The 23,650-nt window shown below is 56.0% G+C and carries 28 protein-coding genes; 15 read left to right on the top strand and 13 right to left on the bottom strand.

Annotation, left to right across the window (positions count from 1 at the left end):
* Positions 1-2: 2 nt before the first annotated feature.
* The 9 genes from ACOTW6_RS06400 to mdtH form a co-directional block, all read right to left on the bottom strand.
* Complete coding sequence (locus ACOTW6_RS06400; protein WP_022650779.1) at positions 3-581, bottom strand: YceI family protein; 579 nt, start codon at positions 579-581, stop codon at positions 3-5.
* Position 582: 1 nt separating this feature from the next.
* Positions 583-1,149 carry a cytochrome b gene (locus tag ACOTW6_RS06395; protein ID WP_017384743.1) on the bottom strand — a complete coding sequence of 189 codons (567 nt, stop codon included), beginning with the start codon at positions 1,147-1,149 and terminating at the stop codon, positions 583-585.
* Between the two features lie 227 nt (positions 1,150-1,376).
* On the bottom strand, positions 1,377-1,490 hold the full coding sequence (locus ACOTW6_RS06390; protein ID WP_003858014.1) for a YceO family protein: 114 nt from the start codon (positions 1,488-1,490) through the stop codon (positions 1,377-1,379).
* A gap of 50 nt (positions 1,491-1,540) precedes the next feature.
* The gene (solA, locus tag ACOTW6_RS06385) at positions 1,541-2,659 is read right to left on the bottom strand and encodes an N-methyl-L-tryptophan oxidase (protein ID WP_121479121.1); all 1,119 of its coding nucleotides are present in this window, start codon (positions 2,657-2,659) and stop codon (positions 1,541-1,543) included.
* 114 nt (positions 2,660-2,773) lie between these two features.
* A complete protein-coding gene (bssS, locus tag ACOTW6_RS06380; protein ID WP_015570838.1) occupies positions 2,774-3,028 on the bottom strand; it encodes a biofilm formation regulator BssS in 255 nt (84 codons plus the stop codon).
* A 274-nt stretch (positions 3,029-3,302) separates the two neighbouring features.
* Positions 3,303-3,548, bottom strand: a complete 246-nt coding sequence (dinI, locus tag ACOTW6_RS06375; protein WP_003858011.1) for a DNA damage-inducible protein I — start codon at positions 3,546-3,548, stop codon at positions 3,303-3,305.
* A 74-nt stretch (positions 3,549-3,622) separates the two neighbouring features.
* The gene (gene pyrC, locus ACOTW6_RS06370) at positions 3,623-4,669 is read right to left on the bottom strand and encodes a dihydroorotase (protein ID WP_062932042.1); all 1,047 of its coding nucleotides are present in this window, start codon (positions 4,667-4,669) and stop codon (positions 3,623-3,625) included.
* Positions 4,670-4,797: 128 nt separating this feature from the next.
* The gene (locus ACOTW6_RS06365) at positions 4,798-5,358 is read right to left on the bottom strand and encodes a lipoprotein (RefSeq protein ID WP_017384739.1); all 561 of its coding nucleotides are present in this window, start codon (positions 5,356-5,358) and stop codon (positions 4,798-4,800) included.
* Between the two features lie 99 nt (positions 5,359-5,457).
* Positions 5,458-6,666, bottom strand: coding sequence for a multidrug efflux MFS transporter MdtH (mdtH, locus tag ACOTW6_RS06360; RefSeq protein WP_062939381.1), 1,209 nt, complete (start codon positions 6,664-6,666; stop codon positions 5,458-5,460).
* Positions 6,667-6,902: 236 nt separating this feature from the next.
* On the opposite strand from mdtH, the gene rimJ reads away from it, so the two are divergent.
* The 4 genes from rimJ to murJ all read left to right on the top strand — a co-directional run bounded on the left by rimJ (position 6,903) and on the right by murJ (position 10,738).
* Positions 6,903-7,487, top strand: coding sequence for a ribosomal protein S5-alanine N-acetyltransferase (rimJ, locus tag ACOTW6_RS06355; protein ID WP_003858007.1), 585 nt, complete (start codon positions 6,903-6,905; stop codon positions 7,485-7,487).
* A gap of 9 nt (positions 7,488-7,496) precedes the next feature.
* On the top strand, positions 7,497-8,147 hold the full coding sequence (locus ACOTW6_RS06350; RefSeq protein WP_062932040.1) for a YceH family protein: 651 nt from the start codon (positions 7,497-7,499) through the stop codon (positions 8,145-8,147).
* Positions 8,148-8,149: 2 nt separating this feature from the next.
* Complete coding sequence (locus ACOTW6_RS06345; RefSeq protein WP_062932039.1) at positions 8,150-9,073, top strand: Gfo/Idh/MocA family protein; 924 nt, start codon at positions 8,150-8,152, stop codon at positions 9,071-9,073.
* A gap of 129 nt (positions 9,074-9,202) precedes the next feature.
* On the top strand, positions 9,203-10,738 hold the full coding sequence (gene murJ / locus ACOTW6_RS06340) for a murein biosynthesis integral membrane protein MurJ (RefSeq protein WP_045349245.1): 1,536 nt from the start codon (positions 9,203-9,205) through the stop codon (positions 10,736-10,738).
* A gap of 59 nt (positions 10,739-10,797) precedes the next feature.
* On the opposite strand, the gene flgN is transcribed toward murJ, so the two are convergent.
* From flgN to flgA, 3 genes are all read right to left on the bottom strand, one after another.
* Complete coding sequence (gene flgN / locus ACOTW6_RS06335) at positions 10,798-11,223, bottom strand: flagella biosynthesis chaperone FlgN (protein WP_003858003.1); 426 nt, start codon at positions 11,221-11,223, stop codon at positions 10,798-10,800.
* 4 nt (positions 11,224-11,227) lie between these two features.
* The gene (flgM, locus tag ACOTW6_RS06330) at positions 11,228-11,521 is read right to left on the bottom strand and encodes a flagellar biosynthesis anti-sigma factor FlgM (RefSeq protein ID WP_003858002.1); all 294 of its coding nucleotides are present in this window, start codon (positions 11,519-11,521) and stop codon (positions 11,228-11,230) included.
* Positions 11,522-11,614: 93 nt separating this feature from the next.
* Positions 11,615-12,274, bottom strand: coding sequence for a flagellar basal body P-ring formation chaperone FlgA (gene flgA / locus ACOTW6_RS06325; RefSeq protein WP_045344268.1), 660 nt, complete (start codon positions 12,272-12,274; stop codon positions 11,615-11,617).
* Between the two features lie 157 nt (positions 12,275-12,431).
* Here flgA and flgB point away from each other — a divergent pair, with 157 nt between their 5' ends.
* The 11 genes from flgB to flgL all read left to right on the top strand — a co-directional run bounded on the left by flgB (position 12,432) and on the right by flgL (position 22,289).
* Entirely contained in the window at positions 12,432-12,848 is a 417-nt protein-coding gene (gene flgB / locus ACOTW6_RS06320; protein ID WP_003857999.1) for a flagellar basal body rod protein FlgB, read from the top strand.
* Positions 12,849-12,851: 3 nt separating this feature from the next.
* A complete protein-coding gene (flgC, locus tag ACOTW6_RS06315; RefSeq protein WP_003857997.1) occupies positions 12,852-13,256 on the top strand; it encodes a flagellar basal body rod protein FlgC in 405 nt (134 codons plus the stop codon).
* An 11-nt stretch (positions 13,257-13,267) separates the two neighbouring features.
* On the top strand, positions 13,268-13,978 hold the full coding sequence (gene flgD / locus ACOTW6_RS06310; protein ID WP_003857994.1) for a flagellar hook assembly protein FlgD: 711 nt from the start codon (positions 13,268-13,270) through the stop codon (positions 13,976-13,978).
* A gap of 26 nt (positions 13,979-14,004) precedes the next feature.
* A complete protein-coding gene (flgE, locus tag ACOTW6_RS06305; protein WP_062932038.1) occupies positions 14,005-15,213 on the top strand; it encodes a flagellar hook protein FlgE in 1,209 nt (402 codons plus the stop codon).
* A gap of 20 nt (positions 15,214-15,233) precedes the next feature.
* Entirely contained in the window at positions 15,234-15,989 is a 756-nt protein-coding gene (locus ACOTW6_RS06300) for a flagellar basal body rod protein FlgF (protein ID WP_062932037.1), read from the top strand.
* Between the two features lie 11 nt (positions 15,990-16,000).
* Positions 16,001-16,783: a flagellar basal-body rod protein FlgG gene (gene flgG / locus ACOTW6_RS06295; RefSeq protein WP_000625853.1), complete on the top strand. Its 783-nt coding sequence runs from the start codon at positions 16,001-16,003 to the stop codon at positions 16,781-16,783.
* 57 nt (positions 16,784-16,840) lie between these two features.
* The gene (gene flgH, locus ACOTW6_RS06290; RefSeq protein WP_003857987.1) at positions 16,841-17,539 is read left to right on the top strand and encodes a flagellar basal body L-ring protein FlgH; all 699 of its coding nucleotides are present in this window, start codon (positions 16,841-16,843) and stop codon (positions 17,537-17,539) included.
* 12 nt (positions 17,540-17,551) lie between these two features.
* Positions 17,552-18,649, top strand: a complete 1,098-nt coding sequence (locus tag ACOTW6_RS06285; RefSeq protein WP_015570830.1) for a flagellar basal body P-ring protein FlgI — start codon at positions 17,552-17,554, stop codon at positions 18,647-18,649.
* Positions 18,650-19,603, top strand: coding sequence for a flagellar assembly peptidoglycan hydrolase FlgJ (gene flgJ / locus ACOTW6_RS06280; RefSeq protein ID WP_062932036.1), 954 nt, complete (start codon positions 18,650-18,652; stop codon positions 19,601-19,603). It abuts the gene before it with no gap.
* A 75-nt stretch (positions 19,604-19,678) separates the two neighbouring features.
* Positions 19,679-21,319 carry a flagellar hook-associated protein FlgK gene (gene flgK / locus ACOTW6_RS06275; RefSeq protein WP_062939384.1) on the top strand — a complete coding sequence of 547 codons (1,641 nt, stop codon included), beginning with the start codon at positions 19,679-19,681 and terminating at the stop codon, positions 21,317-21,319.
* A gap of 16 nt (positions 21,320-21,335) precedes the next feature.
* On the top strand, positions 21,336-22,289 hold the full coding sequence (gene flgL, locus ACOTW6_RS06270) for a flagellar hook-associated protein FlgL (protein ID WP_062932034.1): 954 nt from the start codon (positions 21,336-21,338) through the stop codon (positions 22,287-22,289).
* Between the two features lie 76 nt (positions 22,290-22,365).
* Here flgL and ACOTW6_RS06265 read toward each other — a convergent pair whose 3' ends face one another.
* Complete coding sequence (locus ACOTW6_RS06265) at positions 22,366-23,577, bottom strand: MFS transporter (RefSeq protein WP_062932033.1); 1,212 nt, start codon at positions 23,575-23,577, stop codon at positions 22,366-22,368.
* Positions 23,578-23,650 lie beyond the last annotated feature (73 nt).

Raw genomic sequence — 23,650 nt, 5'->3', positions numbered from 1 at the left:
TTTTATGACTTCTGCTGAACGCCTTCCACCGAAATAATCAGCTCTACATCCTGCGATGCCGGGCCTAAATCCGTGGTGATATTAAAATCTTTCAGATGAATTTTGCCTGCGGCTTCAAAGCCAGCACGTTTTCCGCCCCATGGATCGTCGCCCTGTCCAATTAATTTGGCATCCAGTGTGACCGGTTTTGTTACGCCGTTCAGCGTCAGATTACCGGTAATAGCGAGCTTATCACCGTCTTTCTTCACCTCTGTCGACGCGAAAGTAGCTTGCGGGAATTTGCCCACGTTCAGGAATTCAGCGCTGCGCAGATGTTTATCACGCTCGGCGTGATTAGTGTCGACGCTGTTGGTATTAATGGTGACGTTCACTTTATCGGCAGCAGGGTTTTTCTCGTCGAAAGTAAATGTGCCATCGAAATCATTAAACGTGCCATATAACCAGCTGTAACCCAGATGCTGAATACGGAAATTGACGAAGGCATGCTGGCCCTCTTTATCAATTTTATAGTCGGCGGCCAGGGCCGAACCGGTGGTAAATAGCAGCGAACCTAATGCGATACCCAACAGGCGTTTTTTCATTTTATGCTCCAGAGTCAACTGACGAACGGCCAAGCATGCGCTTCAGCGTATCGTCTTTATCAATAAAGTGGTGTTTCAGGGCCGCAAGGCCATGCAGGACAGAAAGGATTACTACGCTCCATGCCAGCCACAGATGAACCACACCTGCGGTGTCAGCCTGGGAACCGGCGTCAGCCAGCGTGGCTGGGACGTCAAAAAGCCCAAACACGCTGATCGGTTTACCGTCTGCGGTGGAAATGAGATAGCCGCTGATCAGAATGGCGAAAAGCAGGGCATAGAGTGCGATATGCGCGCCAACAGCGCTTATGCGGGTAAGTCGGCCATGGCTTTTGGGCGCTGGAGGTGGTGGAGAGATATGTCGCCAGATCACGCGAAAAACCAGACCCATCATCAGCAGAACCCCAATGCTTTTGTGCAATTCGGGGGCCTGATGATACCAACCGTCATAATAGCTTAATGTCACCATCCACAGGCCGAGACCAAACATGGCATAAACGGCAAGTGCAAATAGCCAGTGTAAACACATGGATATTATTCCGTAGCGACGGGAGGAGTTACGCCATTGCATATGAATTTCCGTTCTCAAATGACTGAGCAATAAAAATGGACGGGTTAAATAAATAATGCAACTGAAAAAAATGAATAATGTATTTTATCTAATTTATTTCAGCGGATTTGAATATGTTCCCGCAATGTATTTCAATCGCTTCGTTCAATAAATTTGAGGTGACGTTTTTTTAAAAAATATAAGTTAAATAAGTTTAAAGGAGTGTCAATAAACGTCAGCACGAACTTTCAGAAGAATACAATATAGATAACGTCAATGATCGCCAGCAGCGACCAAAGAACAATGTAGAGCATGAAATGCTCGCGGATGTTATTGATAAGGTAATTTACCAGTCTGCGCATCATGCCCCTCTCGCTAAACAGGCTCCGGTTATTCGGAGCCTGTAGAGGTATTATCGGTTAAAGCGCGAGAGCGCGAAGGGCTTGAGATCAAACGAAGGCGCGATCCCCTGCGCAAACTGGGCGGCGATTTCACCTAACACAGAGGCAAATTTAAACCCGTGACCGCTGAGCCCGGTTACGAGCAGGGTGTTGTCGTGTCCCGGCAGGGTGTCGATGATAAAATGTTCATCCGGGGTGTTGTCGTAGGTGCACGCTGCGCCGTAAAGCAACCCGCCTACGCCCGGCAGGATATTACGCAGGAACGTGAAGGCTTCGGAACCATCCTGCGGATAAGCGCCGTACGGCTTGCGTTCTTCCGCAGAGGAAATTACCTGTCCGCCGTTATGTTTGCCAATCTTGAGCGCGTCTTTTTCCGAGGGGAAACCATAGAACTGGTCGCCGTTGGGTAACTCGCCTGTAAACGCCGGGAATTTGTTCTGACTGCTGTAACGCCCGTCAGACTGGAACCAGGAGAAGACTTTTCGCACCGGCTGGATGGGCAGGTCCGGCAGCAGTTTCGTCACCCACGTTCCCGCACTCACCAGCAGGCGCGTGGCGGTATATTCACCTTCAGCGGTGGTGACGGTTGAACCCTCTGCATGGTGGGTGATGCCCGTGACCGGACAGTTGAACAACTGCGCGCAGCCCGCTTTGGCGGCGAGATCAATCCAGGTCTTAATGGCCGTTTCGCTGTGCAGCACGCCAGAGTTGGCTTCAAACAACCCAATGTAGTCGTCAGGGACAGAAATTTCCGGCCAGCGCGCCATGATGCCGTTCGCATCCAGGCGCTCGACGTCCAGGCGGTAGGCTTTCGCGCTCTCCTCGACGGTCGCCAGAAAGGTGGAGCTGGCTGGCCCCAGGTTAACGACCCCGGTGCGCTCAAAAATGCGATCTTCGGTGAGTGTGGCCAGCTCATCCCACAGCGTCTGAGCCCGAAGCACCAGCGGTACATAACGTTCACCTTCACCGTAAGCGTGACGGATCAGACGGGTATCGCCGTGATGGCTTCCTTCAGAGTGGGGGGGAAGGTGGGCGTCAATCATCAGCACTTTCAGACCCGCCTGCGTGGCGTAATAACCGGCGGCAGATCCTACGGAGCCGCTTCCGATAATGATTAAATCGTATTTCATAGGCTTCTCTTTACTAACGCTTTGTTAGCAGAGTAATTAACTATGTGGGCTTATACAAGAACGAAATAAATAAGGCACCGCGAGGGTGCCTGTTGAGTGAAAAGGGGCATAAGGTCAATGCCGTTTATACTCATTTTCCTGATAGTCGCCAGATTCTATTTTTGCGATGCCTGCTTCTAAAATAGAGATAAACTGACGGGCGACGTCTGTTGTAAGCCACAGCGTCTGTCCAACTTCCGCTTCATCACGGTTTTGCTGATTTGGGGTCTGGTAGTGCAAACGCAGCATCAGCGCATCGTAGCTGTCTACGGTGCTGATATCCCAGCCAACAAGCGGATGGGTCTGGATGACTTCACTATTCTTTTCCATTATAACCCCCTTAATGCGTGTTAGAAGACAACGACTTTGAGGTTCAATGCATGTTTTTCTGAAAGCAATTTCAGTATATCAATTAATAAGGGTTCAGAAGGAAAAAATAAACGGGTAGCAACACATTTTTATGCTTTTTAGGATTGTTCGAACAATAAAACGCCATCTTGTTCACGATTTTCTAAGAAGATGCTGAAATATTTTGAACTTTCAGGAGACGAAACGAAAAAAAGCCGGGGCGACCCGGCAAAAAAACACAATGAGGGAGCAAATTTTAATCAGTGATGAACCAGTCGTCGGCGCTTTCCCATGTTTCCTGCAAAATTTCGCTGATGCGTTCTTTGTCTTCTTTCGCGCCGCCGATGACGGAAAGATGGTTTGCTGTCGCATAACGTACCGTTACGGCGCCATCGTTTTCAGGAAAAGTGCTGTTAATACGTCGGGATAGTTCACCCGCCAGAGCGTCGAGTGCGCCAGCAGGCAGGACGGTGGATTTGGCTATGGTGACTTCGATACGCATAAATGCCCCCTGTGTAATATACTGTTTATTTATACAGTTATATTGTCGCTTTGACAACAGGGGGCGCGATTTTTTTAGCGTTTTACCGTCCAGTTTACGGTTTCACCGGCCAGGAAGGGGATCAGCGTATCGTCGGTGAGCGCAATCGACGCTTCAACCTGGCTTTCTTTGCGCTCAAGCTCAATGAACGTGTCATTAACCGGCAGACCGTAGAAACGCGGGCCGTTAAGGGAGCAGAAAGCTTCGAAATGGGCTAACGCATTCATCTCTTCAAACACGGTTGCGTAACTTGCCAGGGCGGTCGGGGCGTTAAAGCAGCCTGCACAGCCGCAGCTCGCCTCTTTACGGTGACGGGCATGCGGGGCGGAATCCGTGCCGAGGAACGCGCGTGGAAAGCCGCTGGCGACCAGCTCACGTAGCGCCTGCTGGTGGATGTTGCGCTTGAGGATCGGCAGACAATACAGATGTGGACGAACGCCGCCCACCAGCATGTGGTTACGGTTAAACATCAGGTGCTGCGGGGTGATGGTGGCGGCAATCAGCTCGTTTCCATCCCGGACATACTCTGCGGCATCTTTAGTCGTAATGTGTTCAAACACCACTTTCAGCCCCGGAAGACGCTGGCGCAGCGGTTCCATGACCGTTTCGATAAAACGTGCTTCGCGATCGAAAATATCAATGTCAGCGTGGGTCACTTCCCCGTGCACCAGCAGCGGCATGCCCAGTTTTTGCATACGCTCCAGAACGGGCATGATGGCATCAATGCTGGTCACTCCATGGCTGGAGTTGGTGGTGGCATTCGCCGGGTAGAGCTTCGCGGCGGTGAATACACCTTCGTTAAACCCGCGCTCAACTTCATTCGGATCCAGCGAGTCCGTCAGGTAGCAGGTCATCAATGGGGTAAAATCGTGTCCGGCCGGAACGGCGTCAAGGATACGCTGGCGATAGGCAATCGCGGCCTCGACGGTAGTGACTGGCGGAACCAGGTTAGGCATAACAATCGCACGGCCATAAATTTCGCTGGTATACGGCACGACGGTTTTCAGCATGTCGCCATCACGAAGATGGATATGCCAGTCGTCTGGGCGGCGGATTTTGAGAACCTGGGATTGTACAGTCATGGAAGCTCCGGCTTGAAAGAGATCAGTCATTAGAGGGCTGTTTTTGCCGGACACAAATCATAAGCGGAAACGTTTTCGTTTGCACACTATTCCGTTAAAAAAAACGGGCGCCTGAGCGCCCGGAGTGTTTAGTCGGTGAAAGGGATGATGATTTCACCCGGTTTCACCTCTATCCCTTTGGCATATTTTTTCGCCAGAGATTCGCCTTTGCTCTTGTCTTCGCTCAGAACATAGGCAGGCTGTTGGTTAAAGTAGTTCTGCAAGGACTGGTTGAGATACGGCATCAGCGTTTGCAGCACCGGTTTCATTTTTTCCGGCGTCACAACCGCATCGACGATTTCCATCTCTTGCAGGAATATTGCCCCTTTCTCTTTATTAAAGACCGGCAGCGCCTTGAGCTTCAGCTTGATATCCGCTTTCTGATTGCCGAAGAGCGAGGTCATATCGAGGCTGGCATCGCCGGAAAGGGTGACTTTGTTAGGCTCCTCGCGCCCAATCTGGCTGGCGAGATTCGTCAGGACGATATGCGCGTCAGCAAGGCCGGGCACGCCGATATCTTTTGAAAAGTTATTATGTTTTTCCAGCGCCTGATTAATTTCCTGCTCACTGACGGTGTACTGCGTAAGCTGGTTACATCCCACCAGCAGACCACTGACAATTAACGCAGCGGCAATAACGATCTTTTTCATGGCGTTCCTCAACATAAAATCGGCGCATCTGTCCTGATACGCCAGTATGTCAGGGTGATCCAACAGAAACCAGCAGAAAAAACTGATAGTGAAAGAGGGTCAGGCGCCAGGCTCCAGCATCCCGCGGGTGCTGCGTTTATCACTGAACTGCCACCAGAGGGCAATCAGCGTCATAAAGCCGACCATGCCGAGCATGACCCACGGCAGCTCCGGCTGATGGAGCGCTTTTCCGGCATCAAACAGCCAGCCGCCACCGGTGTAACCCAGTGCGCCGCCAAGCGCCAGCCCGAGACGGCTGAAGCCCATGTAGCTGCCCCGGGCCCGGGCATCGGCAAGTGACGCGCTCAGCGTTTCACGGGCTGGCTCGGCAATGATTGAGCCAATATAGAAGGTGCAGATCAGCATAAACAGTTGCTGAAGCGAACTCACCAGGCCGATGGGCATCATGCTCAGCGTCATCAGCAACAGCCCGGCCATCAGACGGTGCTCAAGCCGGAAACGGCGCTCGCTCCAGCGGGCAATCGGATAAAGCAGCGTCAGTGAGAGGCAGGCCTCTATGGCATACATCCACTTCACTGCCGCTGGCGTGCCGGCAATATCGTTAACCATAATGGGCAGCATCAGCATGACCTGCACGGTGAGCATGTAGTAGCCGGTCAGGGTTAACACATAGGTGACGAAGCGTTTATCGCTCAGCACGCGGTCAAGCCCTTCCCGCACAGGCGCCTTCACCGTCGACAGCTTCCACGCGGGCAGAAACAGACCGTTAAACAGCGCGCAGAGAATAAACAACATCGCGCCGGTGGCGCAGACCAGGCGGAAATCGTATTGCAGCAGCCAGCTTCCCAGCAGGGCGCCCACCACCGCGCCAGCGCTGTCCTGCATCATCAAAATCGAGAAGAAGCGCCCCCGGTGTTGCGGACGGATAAGCTTAACCACCAGCGCGGTACGCGGTGGGTCGAAAAGGGTGCCGCCAATCCCGGAAAGGAAACAGGAGAACCACAGCAGCCAGGGTTCATGAGCGATAGCCATGGTGGCGAATCCCGCCGCACGTAACAGCATGCCGGTGACGATCATCGGTTTCGCGCCGAAGCGGTCGGCTATTGCGCCGCCAAACACGCCCAGACCCTGTTGTACAAACTGGCGTAGACCCAGCGCGATCCCGACCATCAATGCCGCCCAGCCCATTTGATCGACAAAACGAATCGATATAAGCGGAAAAACGACAAAAAAGCCGAGCACGACCAGCATGTTATCGACGAGCAGGAAATATTTACCCAGGCTCCTGGCCTGTGATACGCGGGACATTTTCCCTCCAGGGAAAATAAAAGGTGAGCACGCTAACATTCTGCGGTGTCGCCGGGCTTTTTCCCATACCCGCTGGCGACAATATTTTTTTATCAAAAAGGTGCTTTGATAGAGAGTTCTCATCGAAAAATGTGAAAAGCGATCAAAATGGTATGTCACTGTTTTCACAGAAGGCACAGGCGCAGGTATAGTAAAGCTAACAGGCAGAGCAGAAGCGACGGGAAGGAGTGGTAACGATGTTTGGCTATCGCAGTAATGTGCCAAAAGTGCGTCTGACGACGGACAGGCTGGTCGTTCGTCTGGTGCATGAGCGTGATGCCTGGCGTCTGGCGGATTATTACGCCGAGAATCGCCAGTTTTTAAAACCCTGGGAACCCGTTCGGGACGAGAGCCACTGCTACCCCTCTGGCTGGCAGGCGCGCCTCAGTATGATTGCGGAATTTCATAAACAGGGAAGTGCGTTTTATTTCGCGCTTCTCGATCCGGAAGAGAAAGAGATCGTTGGCATCGCCAATTTTTCAAACGTGGTACGCGGGTCGTTTCACGCCTGTTACCTCGGGTATTCCATCGGTCAGAAATGGCAGGGGCAGGGGCTCATGTTTGAGGCGCTGACGGCGGCGATTCGCTACATGCAGCGCACGCAACATATCCATCGCATTATGGCCAACTACATGCCGCACAATAAGCGCAGCGGCGATCTGCTGGCCCGCCTGGGGTTTGAGAAAGAGGGCTATGCCAAAGATTATCTGCTGATTGACGGCGAGTGGCGGGACCATGTGCTCACCGCGCTCACCACGCAGGAGTGGACCGCGGGTCGTTAAGGAGAAAAAATGAAATATCAGTTAAATGGCGCCGAAGCGCGCGTGGTCGGCTGCCTGCTGGAAAAGCAGGTCACCACGCCGGAACAGTATCCTCTGTCCGTGAATTCCGTCACGATGGCCTGCAACCAGAAGACGAACCGTGAGCCGGTGATGAACCTTGGCGAGCACGAGGTGCAGGATACCCTTGACGAGCTGGTGAAGCGCCACTACCTGCGCACCGTCAGCGGCTTCGGCAATCGCGTCACTAAATATGAACAGCGCTTTTGTAATTCCGAATTTGGCGATTTAAAACTCAGCGCCGCAGAAGTGGCGGTGATCACCACGCTGCTGCTGCGCGGGGCGCAGACACCGGGGGAACTGCGCACGCGCGCCTCCCGCATGTATGAGTTTCAGGATATGCAGGACGTTGAAAAGACGCTGGAGGGGCTGGCCTCACGCGAGGACGGTCCTTACGTGGTGCGTCTGCCCCGCGAGCCGGGCAAGCGTGAAAGCCGCTACATGCACCTGTTTAGCGGCGACGTTGAGCCCTCTGCGCTGGCCGTAGAATCCGACACGCCAGCATCAAACGACAGCCTGACCGCGCGCGTGGCAGCCCTGGAGGACGAGGTTGCCGGGCTGAAGCAGCGTCTTGATGCGTTACTCGCACATCTGGGAGATTAATCGTGACAACATTACGCATTGGTGTTGTGGGGCTGGGAGGGATCGCGCAAAAAGCCTGGCTGCCCGTTTTAGGCGCCGCGTCCGACTGGACGCTGCAAGGGGCGTGGTCGCCCACCCGCGAGAAAGCAGAGTGCATCTGCAAAACCTGGCGCATCCCTTATGCCGGTTCGCTACAGGATTTAGCCCGTGAATGTGATGCGGTATTTGTGCATACCTCAACCGCGACGCACTATCAGGTGGTGAGCGAGTTGCTGAACGCAGGCGTTCACGTCTGCGTGGATAAACCCCTGGCGGAAAATGTACAGGATGCTGAACAACTGATTGAGCTGGCCGCGCGTAAAAAGCTGACGCTGATGGTCGGCTTCAACCGCCGTTTTGCGCCGCTCTATCAGCAGCTTAAAGCGCAGTCCGGCTCGTTTGCTTCTCTGCGTATGGATAAGCACCGTACCGACAGCGTGGGGCCGAACGATCTGCGTTTCACGCTGCTGGATGATTATCTCCACGTCGTGGATACGGCCCTGTGGCTGAGTAATGGAAAAGCCCAGCTGCAAAGCGGCACGCTGCTGACCAACGAGCAGGGCGAGATGGTTTACGCCGAACATCATTTTGCCGTTGAGCATTTGCAGGTGACGACCAGCATGCATCGTCGGGCGGGCAGCCAGCGCGAGTCCGTGCAGGCCGTTACGGATGGCGCGCTGTATGACGTCACCGATATGCGAGAGTGGCGGGAAGAGAAGGGCAATGGCGTGGTCGCGTTACCCGTTCCCGGCTGGCAAAGCACCCTGGAGCAGCGTGGCTTCGTGGGCTGCGCGCGTCACTTCATCACCTGCGTGCAGAATCAGACGGTTCCTGAAACGTCCGGGGAGCAGGCTATTCTGGCGCAGCGCATTGTGGAACGACTCTGGCGCGAAGCCATGTCGGAATAACGCGTTGTAACATCTGCCGATAGTAATTCGTTGAAATCCGGTTAGACTAAGCGCCGCTTGTTGGCTTTGCCGGGTGGCGCTAACGCTTATCCGTCCTGGAAATCCGTAGGGTTGTGGAACTTCACGTTAATGAACTTATTAAAATCGCTGGCGGCCGTCAGCTCGATGACCATGTTTTCCCGCGTGCTTGGCTTTGCGCGCGATGCCATTGTGGCAAGGGTTTTTGGCGCCGGGATGGCGACTGACGCCTTTTTCGTCGCTTTTAAGCTGCCAAACCTGCTGCGCCGTATTTTTGCCGAAGGGGCCTTCTCACAGGCATTCGTTCCGATCCTCGCAGAATATAAAAGCAAGCAGGGCGAAGATGCCACCCGCGTCTTTGTGGCCTACGTTTCCGGATTACTGACGCTGGCGCTGGCGATCGTGACCGTCCTGGGGATGCTGGCAGCGCCCTGGGTGATCATGGTGACGGCGCCGGGTTTTGCTGACACGGCGGATAAATTTGCCCTGACCACGCAACTGCTGCGTATAACCTTCCCCTATATTCTGCTGATTTCGCTGGCGTCGCTGGTGGGTGCCATCCTGAATACCTGGAACCGCTTCTCCGTTCCGGCCTTTGCCCCCACGTTCCTCAACGTCAGCATGATTGGCTTTGCGCTGTTCGCCGCGCCGCATTTTAACCCACCGGTGCTGGCGCTGGCCTGGGCCGTGACCGTCGGCGGCGTGCTACAGCTTGCTTACCAGCTTCCGCATCTGAAAAAGATCGGCATGCTGGTTCTGCCGCGCATTAATTTCAAAGATGCGGGCGCCATGCGCGTTATTAAACAGATGGGACCGGCAATACTCGGCGTGTCCGTCAGCCAGATCTCGCTGATCATCAATACCATCTTCGCCTCTTTCCTGGTGTCGGGCTCGGTGTCCTGGATGTACTACGCCGATCGTCTGATGGAGTTTCCATCCGGGGTGCTGGGCGTGGCGCTGGGGACTATTCTGCTGCCGTCACTGTCGAAAAGTTTCGCCAGCGGCAACCACGATGAATACTGCCGCCTGATGGACTGGGGCCTGCGTCTCTGTTTTCTGCTGGCGCTGCCAAGCGCGGTGGCGCTGGGGATCCTGGCAAAACCGTTGACGGTGTCGTTGTTCCAGTATGGAAAATTCACCGCCTTTGATGCCGCCATGACCCAGCGTGCACTGGTCGCCTACTCGGTGGGGCTGATGGGGCTGATTGTCGTGAAGGTGCTTGCGCCCGGTTTCTATTCACGTCAGGACATCAAAACGCCGGTTAAGATTGCCATTGTGACGCTGATCATGACGCAGCTGATGAACCTGGCGTTTATTGGACCGCTGAAACACGCGGGGCTGTCATTGTCGATTGGTCTGGCGGCCTGTCTGAACGCCGGGCTGCTGTACTGGCAGCTGCGCAAGCAGGATATCTTCACACCGCAGCCGGGCTGGGCAGGCTTCCTGCTGCGTCTGGCGATCGCGGTAGTGGTGATGGCGGCCGCGCTGGTTGGCATGTTGTATGTCATGCCTGAGTGGGCGCAGGGCACCATGCCTTACCGCCTGATGCGTCTGATGGCCGTGGTGGTGGTCGGGGTGGTGGCGTACTTTGCCACGCTGGCGGTGCTTGGCTTCAAGGTGAAAGAGTTTACCCGCCGCACGGTATAAACGCCAAAAGGGGAGTTCACCAGAAGGTGCTCCCCGCTTCATGACGTGCCGCTACTGCGTCAAATCGAAATCTTTTTCCCGCCCGTGATACGTGCCGTGGCCGTCTGACCATCCGCACCGTACAGCCCCGGCTCTTTATAGGGCTTTAACACCTCAAGCGCCTGCTGATTACGGATAATCTGACCTTCCAGCAGCCAGCCGTTATGCTGGTTGAGATCGCGAAGATGCTGGGTTTTTTCTGTAATGGTCTGCCAGCGTTCGTTGATCTCATCATTGGCGCTGCGTTTCGCGTCTTGCTCAGCGCGTCGCTGTTTTTCCAGATAATCCAGGGTCGCCAGCAGCGAACTTTTATCTTCAGTAATGCGTTGCAACGCGCTGCCGTTGATTTGACCAGAAGAGAGGTGGTGCTGTTCGGCATCCATCACCGTTTTCAGGTCGTTCAGGACCACCGTCATCTGATCCAGTATTTCTGACAGTCGACTCATACGGTTAGTTACTCTGGAGGAAACTCTGTGCGTCCTGAATCAGCGCATCAGCGATTTTGCTGGTATCCATTTTCAGTTCGCCGTTACGGATAGCCGTTTTCAGCGCTTCAACACGTTCCATGTTGATATCGCTGCTGCCTGGCTGCATCAGCTTCGACTGGGCATCGCTCAGCGTGACGCTGGTGCTGTTAGCCGTCGACGTTTTTTCCAGACGCGTTTTTTGCGGGGCAGCCTCATTCGTTTCGCGAGGTTGTACAGTGCTAACCGGCTTCAGGGCTGATGTACGATCAATGCTCATAGTGTTGTCCTCATCGAGGGTTCGCGGCGTTTGCGCCTGACATCATCATTTGTTGAATATTTATCGGCAGTCGCCGCGAAATCTTTAAAAAGATTACAGGTTAATCAGAATATTCCCATCAGGACCGACCGTGCCGCTGACCACCTGGCCTGAGGACATTCTGACCCGGGCATTTTGTGCCACTGCGGCATTATTCAGCGCTTTTCCTTCACTGTTGATACTAAAGCCTTCGCCATTGGCGACCACCATCACCTGTTGTCCCGCTTTCACCCGCCACGCCTGGCGCAGCATGGATAGCTGTATCGCCTGTCCAGGAGCGACATCGCGCAGGCTGACCGCCTCCTGAGCCTGGTTGATATCCAGCATCGTCCGCGGTGGAAGCTGATCCAGACGGCCTCGCTTCAGCGTTACGCTGTCAGGTTGCAGCAGGCTGCCCCGGGGAATGGGAACGGCGGCGACAACATAATTGCCCGTCGCCTGAACCGCAACCTGTAAATAGCGTTTTTCATTGGCGCAACGCGCCAGCACGTTCACGTTGCCCCACAAGCGGGTGCTGCCGGTCACGCTAAATGACGGGGCTTCGCAGGAAGGGTAAAGGTTAGGCGGGGTGCGCACGGTCACGCGTACGTCATCGCTGAAACCGGCCAGCTTCTGCGCAAAGAATGCATTGAGCTGATCCTCTAACCCCTCAGCCTGCACCAGAGGGCTCAAAAGCAGTAGGGCCGCCGCCAGGCCACGTTTAAAAGTCCGCATCGCACGTTCCACCATGTCCAGAATTTAGCAAATTCTACCCGCAGTGGTTTTCCATCAACGCAACAAATAGCGACGCATTTTGCGCTTATTCCGTCGATAGGGGAGACGGGGTGAGATTTAAGCTGTGAACTGAAATTTTCTCATCAGCGGAGGAGACATGCTCGATAAACTCGACGCCGCGTTACGTTTTCAGCAGGAAGCGCTCAACTTACGCGCCCAGCGGCAGGAGATTTTAGCCGCCAATATCGCCAACGCGGATACTCCCGGGTACCAGGCGCGCGATATTGATTTTTCCAGTGAACTCAAAAAAGTGATGGAGCGTGGACGTGCCGAAGGAACGGGTGTCTCACTGGCCCTGACATCCTCACGTCATATTCCCGCTCAGGCGATGACCGCGCCAACGACCGACCTGCTTTACCGTATTCCCGATCAGCCCTCGCTTGATGGCAACACCGTCGACATGGACCGGGAGCGCACACAGTTTGCCGATAACAGCCTGCAATACCAGACAGGTCTGACGCTACTCGGCGGGCAAATTAAAGGCATGATGACCGTCCTACAGGGGGGCAATTAGTAAATGGCCTTGCTGAATATTTTTGATATCGCCGGTTCGGCATTAACGGCGCAGTCCAAACGACTGAACGTGGCCGCCAGTAACCTGGCCAACGCCGACAGCGTGACCGGCCCTGACGGGCAACCGTATCGCGCTAAACAGGTTGTCTTCCAGGTTGATGCTGCACCGGGTGCGGCAACGGGCGGCGTAAAAGTGGCGGACGTGGTTGAGAGCCAGGCACCCGACAAGCTGGTTTACGAGCCAGGCAACCCGCTCGCGGATGCCAGCGGCTACGTGAAAATGCCGAACGTGGATGTGGTCGGGGAGATGGTGAACTCTATGTCCGCGTCGCGCAGCTACCAGGCAAACGTCGAAGTGCTCAATACCGTGAAGAGCATGATGCTCAAAACACTCACTCTCGGCCAGTAAAGGAGACACGCATGTCCATCGCCGTAAACGTGAATGACCCGACAAATACCGGCGTCAACAGCACCAGCAGTGCGACCGGTTCCAGCTCTCTCACCGGGAGCAATGCCTCCGATTTACAGAGCAGCTTTCTGACCCTGCTGGTGGCGCAGCTGAAAAATCAGGACCCGACCAATCCGATGCAGAACAACGAACTGACCACGCAGCTTGCGCAGATCAGTACCGTCAGCGGCATTGAGAAACTGAACACCACGCTCGGCTCGGTCTCCGGTCAAATCGATAACAGCCAGTCCTTGCAGGCCGCCAACCTGATCGGTCATGGGGTGATGATCCCGGGGACCACGATTCTGGCGGGCACCAGCACTACCGATGGCACGTCCACCACCACCACGACGCCGTTTGGCGTTGAGTTGCAGCAGCCGGCCGACAAAGTCACCGCCACAATCAAAGACGCCAGCGGCAACGTGGTGCGCACGATTGAGATTGGCGAGCTTAAAGCGGGCGTTCATACCTTTACCTGGGATGGCAGCCTGACCGACGGCACTAAAGCGCCTAACGGCTCGTATCAGGTTGCGATTAGCGCCAGCAACGGCACCACTCAGCTGGTGGCTCAGCCGCTACAGTTTGCCCTGGTTCAGGGCGTCATCAAAGGTAGCGATGGCAACAAACTGGATTTGGGTACCTCCGGTACCACCACACTCGACGAAGTTCGGCAGATTATCTAAGCCTTCATACTTATCAGGAGTAAGTCATGGCCTTTTCTCAAGCGGTCAGCGGCCTGAATGCTGCGGCCACCAACCTGGACGTCATTGGCAACAACATCGCCAACTCCGCGACCTATGGTTTTAAATCCGGTTCTGCGTCTTTTGCAGATATGTTTGCAGGCTCTAAAGTGGGCCTGGGCGTGAAGGTTGCGGGTATCACCCAGGACTTCACCGACGGGACGACCACCAACACCGGTCGCGGTCTGGACGTCGCCATCAGCCAGAACGGTTTCTTCCGTATGGTGGATGCCAACGGTTCCGTGTTCTACAGCCGCAACGGCCAGTTCAAGCTGGATGAAAACCGTAACCTGGTGAACATGCAGGGACTTCAGTTAACCGGTTATCCGGTTGCCGGCACGCCGCCTACGGTGCAAACCGGTGCGAATCCGCAGGCGATCTCCATCCCAACGACGCTGATGGCGGCGAAGTCCACCACCACGGCCTCTCAGCAGATCAACTTGAACTCCACCGATACCGCGCCAACCGTCGCCTTCGACCCGGCCAACCCTGACTCTTACAACAAGAAAGGTACCGTGACGGTGTTTGACAGCCAGGGTAATGCGCACAACATGAACCTGTTCTATGTCAAAAACGCGACGCCAGCTAACTCCTGGAAGGTGTATTCGCAGGATGGCAGCGTAGCGGGCAGCGCGGTGAAGGAAGAAACTACGCTGATCTTTAATGAGAGTGGTGTACTGACGGATGGCGGGAGTATTGATATCACCACGGGTACCGTTCCGGGCGCGACGCCAGCCACGTTTGCCATGAGTTTCGCCAACTCCATGCAGCAAAACACCGGTGCAAACAACATCGTGGCGACGAGCCAGAACGGCTATAAGCCGGGCGATCTGGTGAGCTACCAGATCAACGATGACGGTACCGTTGTCGGTAACTATTCGAACGAACAGACCCAGGTGCTGGGCCAGATCGTGCTGGCAAACTTCGCTAACAACGAAGGCCTGAAATCCGAAGGGGATAACGTCTGGTCTGCCACGCAGTCTTCCGGTGTTGCCCTGCTGGGTACCGCGGGTTCCGGTAACTTCGGCACGCTGACCAACGGCGCGCTGGAAGCCTCCAACGTCGATCTGAGTAAAGAGCTGGTGAACATGATCGTCGCGCAACGTAACTACCAGTCCAACGCGCAGACCATCAAAACCCAGGATCAGATCCTCAACACGCTGGTTAACCTGCGTTAAGCAGCTGACGGGAAAGCGCAATGGATCACGCAATATATACAGCGATGGGCGCAGCAAGCCAGACGCTCAATCAGCAGGCTGTTACCGCCAGCAACCTGGCAAACGCCTCCACGCCAGGTTTTCGTGCGCAGCTCAACGCGCTGCGTGCGGTGCCGGTAGAAGGGCTGTCATTGCCCACGCGTACGCTGGTCACCGCCTCCACGCCGGGCGCCGACATGACGCCAGGCCAGATGGATTACACCGCGCGTCCGCTGGACGTTGCCCTTCAGCAGGACGGCTGGCTGGCGGTGCAAACGGCGGACGGCGGGGAAGGCTATACCCGCAACGGTAATATCCAGGTGAGCGCCACCGGGCAGCTGACGATTCAGGGGCATCCGGTGATGGGCGAAGCCGGTCCGTTGACGGTGCCGGAAGGGTCAGAGCTGACCATTGCGGCAGACGGGACGATCTCGGCGTTAAACCCGGGCGACCCGGCGAACACCGTTGCGCCTGTCGGTCGTCTGAAGCTGGTGAAAGCGGAAGGCAACGAAGTGCAGCGTGGTGATGACGGGATGTTCCGTCTGACCCAGGCGGCGCAGGCCATGCGTGGCGCCACGTTACAGGCCGACCCGACCATCCGCGTGATGTCCGGCGTGCTGGAAGGCAGTAACGTCAAACCGGTAGAAGCCATGACCGACATGATCGCCAGCGCCCGCCGCTTCGAAATGCAGATGAAAATCATCAGCAGCGTCGATGAAAACGCAGGCAAGGCTAACCAACTTCTGGCTATGAGTTAACAGGACTTCCTATGATCAGTTCTTTATGGATCGCGAAAACCGGTCTGGACGCACAGCAAACCAATATGGATGTGATTGCCAACAACCTGGCAAACGTCAGCACCAATGGTTTCAAGCGCCAGCGTGCGGTTTTCGAAGATTTGCTTTATCAAACGATTCGTCAGCCAGGGGCGCAGTCTTCTGAGCAAACCACGCTGCCGTCCGGTCTGCAAATTGGTACCGGCGTGCGCCCGGTCGCCACCGAGCGTCTGCACAGCCAGGGCAACCTGTCCCAGACCAACAACAGTAAAGACGTTGCCATTAAAGGTCAGGGTTTCTTCCAGGTGCAGCTGCCTGACGGGACCTCCGCCTATACCCGCGATGGTTCTTTCCAGGTGGATCAGAATGGTCAGCTGGTGACGGCGGGCGGTTTCCAGGTTCAGCCTGCGATCACCATCCCGGCGAACGCGCTGAGTATCACCATTGGTCGTGACGGTATCGTCAGCGTCACTCAGCAAGGTCAGGCCGCGCCGGTCCAGGTTGGACAGCTTAACCTGACCACCTTCATGAACGATACCGGACTGGAAAGCATCGGCGAGAATCTCTACACCGAAACGCAGTCTTCCGGCACGCCAAATGAAAGTACCCCGGGCCTGAACGGGGCGGGGCTGTTGTATCAGGGGTATGTGGAAACCTCGAACGTTAACGTGGCGGAAGAGCTGGTGAATATGATCCAGGTCCAGCGCGCCTATGAAATTAACAGTAAAGCAGTGTCGACGACCGACCAGATGCTGCAAAAACTGACGCAACTCTAAGGTGTAGCCCGGTGCGGTAAACGTCGCACCGGCTCCCTGTTTTCGAAGATGAAGGCAATGCAAAAAAACGCGGCGTTTCGTTATCCGATCCTGACTGTTCTGGCCGTCACCCTCAGCGGGTGTGCCTGGATCCCGTCTAAACCATTGGTACAGGGTGCGACTACCGCCCAACCCGTTCCCGGCCCCGCGCCGGTGGTGAACGGCTCTATTTTCCAGACCGCGCAGCCGATTAACTACGGTTATCAGCCGCTGTTTGAAGACCGTCGTCCGCGTAACGTTGGCGATACGCTGACCATTGTGTTGCAGGAAAACGTCAGTGCGAGTAAGAGCTCGTCGGCGAACGCCAGCCGCGACGGCAAAACCAATTTTGGCTTCGACACCGTACCGCGCTATCTGCAAGGGCTGTTCGGCAACGCCCGTGCGGATGTGGAAGCCTCCGGCGGCAACACCTTTAACGGTAAGGGTGGCGCTAACGCCAGCAACACCTTCAGCGGAACGCTGACGGTAACGGTTGACCAGGTTCTGGTGAACGGCAACCTGCACGTGGTGGGCGAAAAACAGATCGCCATTAACCAGGGTACGGAATTCATTCGCTTCTCCGGTGTGGTTAACCCTCGCACCATCAGCGGCACCAACACCGTACCGTCCACCCAGGTGGCGGATGCGCGCATTGAGTACGTCGGCAACGGCTACATCAACGAAGCGCAAAATATGGGCTGGCTGCAACGCTTCTTCCTTAACTTATCGCCGATGTAAGCGAGGTGACCTATGTATAAATTTCTCTTCGCCGTGGCGCTGTCGCTGGTCGCTACCGTTGCGCAGGCCGATCGTATACGCGATCTCACCAGCGTGCAGGGCGTGCGCGAAAACTCCCTGATTGGCTACGGCCTGGTGGTGGGGCTGGACGGGACGGGTGACCAGACGACCCAGACGCCGTTCACCACCCAGAGCCTGAACAACATGCTCTCGCAGCTCGGTATTACCGTACCGGCCGGAACCAACATGCAGCTGAAAAACGTGGCGGCCGTGATGGTGACCGCGTCTTATCCGGCCTTTGCGCGTCAGGGGCAGACCATCGACGTGGTTGTCTCGTCGATGGGTAACGCCAAAAGTCTGCGCGGCGGTACGCTGCTGATGACGCCGCTGAAAGGCGTCGACAGCCAGGTGTATGCCCTGGCGCAGGGCAACATTCTGGTTGGCGGGGCAGGCGCGTCGGCGGGCGGCAGCAGCGTGCAGGTGAACCAGCTGAACGGGGGACGTATTACCAACGGCGCGATCATCGAACGTGAGCTGCCGACCCAGTTCGGTACCGGCAACACCATTAACCTGCAACTGAATAACGAAGACTTCACGATGGCGCAGCAGATCGCTGACACCATCAACCGCAGCCGGGGCTACGGCAGCGCCACCGCGCTGGATGCCCGCACCGTGCAGATCCGCACGTCAACCGGCAGCAGCAACCAGGTGCGGATGCTGGCCGATATCCAGAATATGGAAGTGAACGTGCCGGTTCAGGATGCGAAAGTCATTATCAACTCCCGTACCGGCTCGGTGGTGATGAACCGCGAAGTGACGCTGGACAGCTGCGCCGTGGCGCAGGGCAATCTTTCCGTCACGGTTAACCGCTCGGCCAACGTCAGCCAGCCGGATACCCCGTTTGGCGGCGGTCAGACGGTAGTGACCCCGCAAACGCAGATTGATTTACGGCAGAGCGGCGGTTCGTTGCAGAGCGTGCGCTCCAGCGCCAACCTGAACAGCGTGGTGCGTGCTCTGAATGCGCTGGGTGCAACGCCAATGGATCTGATGTCCATTCTGCAATCCATGCAAAGTGCAGGCTGCCTGCGCGCCAGACTGGAAATCATCTAAATGCTGACCGATAGCAAACTGTTGACCAGTGCCGCCTGGGATGCCCAGTCGCTCAACGAGCTGAAAACCAAAGCGGGCAAGGATCCGGCGGCGAATATCCGCCCGGTTGCCCGTCAGGTGGAAGGCATGTTCGTACAGATGATGTTGAAAAGCATGCGTGAAACCCTGCCGAAAGATGGCATGTTCAGCAGTGATTCCACGCGGCTTTACACCAGCATGTACGATCAGCAGATTGCCCAGCAAATGACCGCCGGAAAGGGGCTCGGCCTGGCGGACATGATTGTGAAGCAGACCGCAGCCGCTCAGGGGCTCCCGCCTGAAGAGGCCCCGCCGCATGTGCCGCTGAAGTTTGATCTGGAAAAGGTGACCAGTTATCAAAATCAGGCGCTGACGCAGATGGTGCGTAAGGCGATGCCGAAGCCGACAGAAACGCGTGACGAGCCGCTCTCCGGTGATAGCAAAGACTTCCTGGCGCAGCTCTCCCTCCCGGCGCGTCTTGCCAGTGAAGAGAGCGGCGTGCCGCACCATCTGATTCTGGCGCAGGCGGCGCTGGAGTCGGGCTGGGGGCAACGTCAGATCCGCAGGGAGAACGGCGAGCCGAGCTTCAACATCTTTGGCGTGAAGGCCACCTCCAGCTGGAAAGGGCCGACCACGGAAATCACCACCACCGAATATGAGAATGGTGCGGCAGTGAAGGTGAAAGCCAAATTCCGCGTCTACAGCTCGTATCTGGAAGCGTTGTCGGATTATGTCGGGCTGTTGAGCCGGAATCCGCGCTACACCGCCGTGACCCAGGCCGCCACGCCAGAGCAGGGCGCTCAGGCATTGCAGAATGCTGGCTACGCGACCGATCCAAACTATGCGCGCAAGCTGACCAGCATGATCCAGCAGCTGAAATCCATGTCTGAGAAGGTCAGCAAAGCGTATAGCACAGATCTCGAAAATCTGTTCTGAAAGTTCTCAAGTCCCGGTGGAGGTTGCCGATAACCTTCATCAGGACTCGTGTCTGAACGTATAAAAGGAACCCCCATGTCCAGTTTGATTAACAGCGCCATGAGTGGCCTCAGTGCTGCGCAGTCGGCACTCAATACCGTCAGTAATAATATTTCAAGCTACAACGTGGCAGGTTATACCCGCCAGACCACCATTCTGGGGGCATCAAACAGCACCCTGACCGGCGGTGGCTGGGTGGGTAACGGGGTCTATGTCTCCGGTGTTCAGCGTGAATATGATGCGTTTATCACCAACCAGCTGCGCGCGGCGCAGAACCAGAGCAGTGGGCTGACCACGCGCTACCAGCAGATGTCAAAAATTGACGACGTGCTTTCTGATACCACGAACTCGCTTTCTGCCAACCTCCAGGATTTCTTTAAAAGCCTGCAAACGCTGGTGAGTAACGCAGAAGATCCGGCTGCACGCCAGACGGTACTCGGGAAGGCGGATGGTCTGGTAAACCAGTTTAAAACCAACGATCAATATCTCCGCGATCAGGATGCGCAGGTCAATACGGCGATTTCTACCAGCGTCGATCAGATCAATAACTACGCGAAACAGATTGCCAATCTTAACGATCAGATCTCCCGGCTGACTGGCGTCGGTGCGGGCGCATCCCCGAATGAACTGCTCGATCAGCGCGATCAGCTGGTGAGTGAACTGAACAAGATTGTCGGTGTGGACGTCACCGTACAGGACAGCGGCACCTACAACATCTCTATCGCCAACGGTTACACCCTGGTACAGGGCAGCAACGCCAGCCAGCTGGCGGCGGTGAAATCCAGTGCGGACCCAGCGCGTACAACAATTGCGTATGTGGATGCCGCAGCGGGCAACGTGGAGATCTCAGAAAAACAGATCACCACGGGGTCGCTTGGCGGGCTGTTAACGTTCCGTTCTCAGGATCTGGATCAGGCGCGAAACACGCTTAACCAGATGGCGCTGGCGTTTGCCGATGCCATGAATACCCAGCACCAGGCGGGCTTTGATGCCAACGGGGATCCAGGCGGCAAGCTGTTTGATTTTGGCTCGCCGGCAGTGCTGAGTAACGGTAAAAACACCGGAAGCGCGTCCGTTACGGCCACGATGACGGACAGTACAAAGGTCCAGGCGACAAACTATAAAGTTGAGTACAACGGTACTGACTGGACAATCACGCGTCTGTCGGACAATACCAGCTTCACGGCCAAGCCTGACGCCAGCGGTAATCTGTCGTTTGATGGTCTCAACGTTAAGATTAGCGGCTCAGCCGATAATAAAGACAGTTTCATCGTCAAACCGGTGAATGACGTCATTGTGAATATGGACGTAGCGATCAGCGACGAATCCAAACTGGCGATGGCCTCCGCGAAAGGAAGCGGCGAAAGCGACAATACCAATGGCCAGAAGCTGCTGGATTTACAGAGCGCCAAATTGGTGGGAGGGAACAAAACCTTTAACGATGCTTATGCCGCGCTGGTCAGTACGGTAGGCAGCACCACGGCGTCGCTGAAAACCAGCAGCGAAACCAAAGTTAACGTGGTAACGCAGCTGACCAAACAACAGCAGTCAATCTCCGGGGTTAACCTGGATGAAGAGTATGGCAACCTGCAACGCTATCAGCAGTACTATCTGGCGAATGCGCAGGTGCTGCAAACGGCGAGCACGCTGTTTGATGCATTGATCAATATCCGCTAAGGCTGAGGCATAAAAAATGCGTATTAGTACTCAAATGATGTATGAGCAAAGCATGCGCGGCGTGACGAACTCCCAAAGTCTCTGGCTCAGCTACGGCGAGCAGATGTCTACGGGTAAGCGCATCAACCGTCCGTCTGACGATCCGATTGCCGCCTCGCAGGCCGTTGTGCTCTCTCAGGCTCAAACGCAAAACAGCCAGTATGCGCTGGCACGCTCCTTCGCTACGACGAAAGTGTCGCTGGAAGAGAACGTGTTATCGCAAGTGACAACCGCCATCCAGGCTGCTCAGGAAAAGATTGTCAATGCGGGCAACGGTACGTTAAGTGACGATGACCGCGCTTCGCTGGCAACGAACCTGCAAGGTATTCGCGATCAGCTCATGAACCTCGCTAACAGCACGGACGGTAACGGTCGCTATATTTTTTCCGGTTACAAGACCGAAGCGGCGGCTTTCGACCAGGCGACGGGTGATTATAAGGGCGGCGGAACGCCAATCAGCCAGCAGGTTGACTCCGCGCGCACGATGCAAATTAGCCATACGGGCACTGAAGTTTTCGATAGCTTCACCAGCAATGCGAAGCCAGAGCCAGATGGTAGTGCGCCGGAAACGAATTTGTTCAAGATCCTCGACGCCGCAATTGATGCGCTGAATACGCCGATTGGGGAGGATGAAACGAAAGCCGAGGCGTTTACGGCGGCTATTGATAAAGCCAACCGTGGCCTGAGCAACTCCCTCAACAACGTGCTGACCGTGCGCGCCGACCTCGGCATCAAGCTGGATGAGCTGGGCAAGCTGGACGCTCTGGGTGAAGACCGCGCGCTGGGTCAGACCCAGCAGATGAGTAACCTGGTTGACGTGGACTGGAACTCGGTGATTTCGTCCTACACCATGCAGCAGGCGGCGTTGCAGGCCTCGTATAAAGCCTTTAGCGATATGCAGGGTATGTCTTTGTTCCAGATGAACAGATAAGACTCAGACCTTTTGGAACATGTCTTGAAACTGGGCATGTTTTGACTGCCCAACCCGTCCGGGTTGGGCATTTTTTTTACACACTTTCAGCCTGTGCGGACAGCACCCTGGCGCTTTCAACCACTCTGATAGCCAGCGCAATGGCACCACACAGGGTTGCCAGAGCCACCACGCCAGACCAGCCTGCCAGCGTATAGATATTGCTGCCTAATGCCGAACCCAGCGCCATTCCGATGAAAATGACGGTAAACAGCAGGGCGTTCAGGCGTCCACGGGCCTGCGGCTCAAGGCTGTAGACCAGGTTCTGGTGGGCCACGAGGCTGGACTGCAAGCCGAGATCGAAACCGACCGCGGAGAGGGCAATCAGGATCAACTGACCGTGTACACCCAGTGCTGGCATCAGGAACATCAGGGCAAACGAGAGGGTCACCAGCGCGGCACCCAGCTGGGTCACTTTACCGGCGCCCAGCTTATCGGCAAGACCACCCGCCAGCGGTGCGGCCAGCGCGCCAGCGGCTCCGGCAATACCAAATCCACCCGCTACGGCGCTGCCAAGGTGATACCGTTCCAGCAGCATGACCGCCAGCGTTGACCAGAATGCGCTAAAGGCAATCGACAGAAAACCCTGAGCCAGCGCGGCCCGACGCAGCGCCGGGTAGCGACGCCAGAGGTGTTCCATGGAGCGCATCAGCGCCGGGTAGCTCAGCGTGGAGTGAACGGCGAAGCGGGGAAGCACGGCCCACATCACCACGCCGACAAAGGCAATACTTGCGGCGGCCAGCTGATACATCACGCGCCAGCCAAAGGCCTCACCCACCACGCCGCTCACAGTTCTGGAGAGCAAAATCCCCAGCAGCAGGCCGGTCATCACCGTGCCGACCGTTTTTCCCTGTTTACCTTCCGGCGCGAGGATCGCTGCGGCCGGGACAATATCCTGCGCCATGGTCGCCGCCATGCCAATCAGCAGGCTGGTGAGCAGTAGGGAGTGCAGCTGTCCGGTCAGGCTACAACCCAGCAGGAACAGCGCCAGGGCCGCACTTTTTATCAGGATCAACGTTCTGCGGTCATGACGATCGCCGAGCGGGAGCAGAAACAGGATGCCTAAGGCATAACCCGCCTGGGTGAGCGTCGGAACCATGCCCATGCCTTCGATGCTCAGGTGCAGGTCTGAGCCCATCAGCGGCAGCAGAGGCTGGGCATAATAGATGGATGCCACGCTGAAGCCCGCACCGAGCGCCAGCATTAAGATGACCCAGCGGCTCACGGCCCGGGTGGTGGTTGTGTTCATAAGATGTTCCTCATTCGTCGTGTGCGGCTATTTTTTATCAGTTCGCCTTGCGACGGTAGCGGGCGCGGTGGTA

It is taken from the genome of Enterobacter cloacae complex sp. IR5403 (genome assembly GCF_049238705.1).
Classification (GTDB): Bacteria; Pseudomonadota; Gammaproteobacteria; order Enterobacterales; family Enterobacteriaceae; genus Enterobacter; species Enterobacter hormaechei_C.
Note: the sequence above shows the minus strand (reverse complement) of the source record. Positions and strands in the feature narration are given on the sequence as shown.

What these genes read in the sequence shown, in the direction of transcription:
- ACOTW6_RS06400 (WP_022650779.1), bottom strand. Translation starts at nt 581, where the DNA reads ATGAAAAAACGCCTGTTGGGTATCGCATTAGGTTCGCTGCTATTTACC.
- ACOTW6_RS06395 (WP_017384743.1), bottom strand. Translation starts at nt 1,149, where the DNA reads ATGCAATGGCGTAACTCCTCCCGTCGCTACGGAATAATATCCATGTGT.
- ACOTW6_RS06390 (WP_003858014.1), bottom strand. Translation starts at nt 1,490, where the DNA reads ATGCGCAGACTGGTAAATTACCTTATCAATAACATCCGCGAGCATTTC.
- solA (WP_121479121.1), bottom strand. Translation starts at nt 2,659, where the DNA reads ATGAAATACGATTTAATCATTATCGGAAGCGGCTCCGTAGGATCTGCC.
- bssS (WP_015570838.1), bottom strand. Translation starts at nt 3,028, where the DNA reads ATGGAAAAGAATAGTGAAGTCATCCAGACCCATCCGCTTGTTGGCTGG.
- dinI (WP_003858011.1), bottom strand. Translation starts at nt 3,548, where the DNA reads ATGCGTATCGAAGTCACCATAGCCAAATCCACCGTCCTGCCTGCTGGC.
- pyrC (WP_062932042.1), bottom strand. Translation starts at nt 4,669, where the DNA reads ATGACTGTACAATCCCAGGTTCTCAAAATCCGCCGCCCAGACGACTGG.
- ACOTW6_RS06365 (WP_017384739.1), bottom strand. Translation starts at nt 5,358, where the DNA reads ATGAAAAAGATCGTTATTGCCGCTGCGTTAATTGTCAGTGGTCTGCTG.
- mdtH (WP_062939381.1), bottom strand. Translation starts at nt 6,666, where the DNA reads ATGTCCCGCGTATCACAGGCCAGGAGCCTGGGTAAATATTTCCTGCTC.
- rimJ (WP_003858007.1), top strand. Translation starts at nt 6,903, where the DNA reads ATGTTTGGCTATCGCAGTAATGTGCCAAAAGTGCGTCTGACGACGGAC.
- ACOTW6_RS06350 (WP_062932040.1), top strand. Translation starts at nt 7,497, where the DNA reads ATGAAATATCAGTTAAATGGCGCCGAAGCGCGCGTGGTCGGCTGCCTG.
- murJ (WP_045349245.1), top strand. Translation starts at nt 9,203, where the DNA reads ATGAACTTATTAAAATCGCTGGCGGCCGTCAGCTCGATGACCATGTTT.
- flgN (WP_003858003.1), bottom strand. Translation starts at nt 11,223, where the DNA reads ATGAGTCGACTGTCAGAAATACTGGATCAGATGACGGTGGTCCTGAAC.
- flgM (WP_003858002.1), bottom strand. Translation starts at nt 11,521, where the DNA reads ATGAGCATTGATCGTACATCAGCCCTGAAGCCGGTTAGCACTGTACAA.
- flgA (WP_045344268.1), bottom strand. Translation starts at nt 12,274, where the DNA reads ATGCGGACTTTTAAACGTGGCCTGGCGGCGGCCCTACTGCTTTTGAGC.
- flgB (WP_003857999.1), top strand. Translation starts at nt 12,432, where the DNA reads ATGCTCGATAAACTCGACGCCGCGTTACGTTTTCAGCAGGAAGCGCTC.
- flgC (WP_003857997.1), top strand. Translation starts at nt 12,852, where the DNA reads ATGGCCTTGCTGAATATTTTTGATATCGCCGGTTCGGCATTAACGGCG.
- flgD (WP_003857994.1), top strand. Translation starts at nt 13,268, where the DNA reads ATGTCCATCGCCGTAAACGTGAATGACCCGACAAATACCGGCGTCAAC.
- flgE (WP_062932038.1), top strand. Translation starts at nt 14,005, where the DNA reads ATGGCCTTTTCTCAAGCGGTCAGCGGCCTGAATGCTGCGGCCACCAAC.
- ACOTW6_RS06300 (WP_062932037.1), top strand. Translation starts at nt 15,234, where the DNA reads ATGGATCACGCAATATATACAGCGATGGGCGCAGCAAGCCAGACGCTC.
- flgG (WP_000625853.1), top strand. Translation starts at nt 16,001, where the DNA reads ATGATCAGTTCTTTATGGATCGCGAAAACCGGTCTGGACGCACAGCAA.
- flgH (WP_003857987.1), top strand. Translation starts at nt 16,841, where the DNA reads ATGCAAAAAAACGCGGCGTTTCGTTATCCGATCCTGACTGTTCTGGCC.
- ACOTW6_RS06285 (WP_015570830.1), top strand. Translation starts at nt 17,552, where the DNA reads ATGTATAAATTTCTCTTCGCCGTGGCGCTGTCGCTGGTCGCTACCGTT.
- flgJ (WP_062932036.1), top strand. Translation starts at nt 18,650, where the DNA reads ATGCTGACCGATAGCAAACTGTTGACCAGTGCCGCCTGGGATGCCCAG.
- flgK (WP_062939384.1), top strand. Translation starts at nt 19,679, where the DNA reads ATGTCCAGTTTGATTAACAGCGCCATGAGTGGCCTCAGTGCTGCGCAG.
- flgL (WP_062932034.1), top strand. Translation starts at nt 21,336, where the DNA reads ATGCGTATTAGTACTCAAATGATGTATGAGCAAAGCATGCGCGGCGTG.
- ACOTW6_RS06265 (WP_062932033.1), bottom strand. Translation starts at nt 23,577, where the DNA reads ATGAACACAACCACCACCCGGGCCGTGAGCCGCTGGGTCATCTTAATG.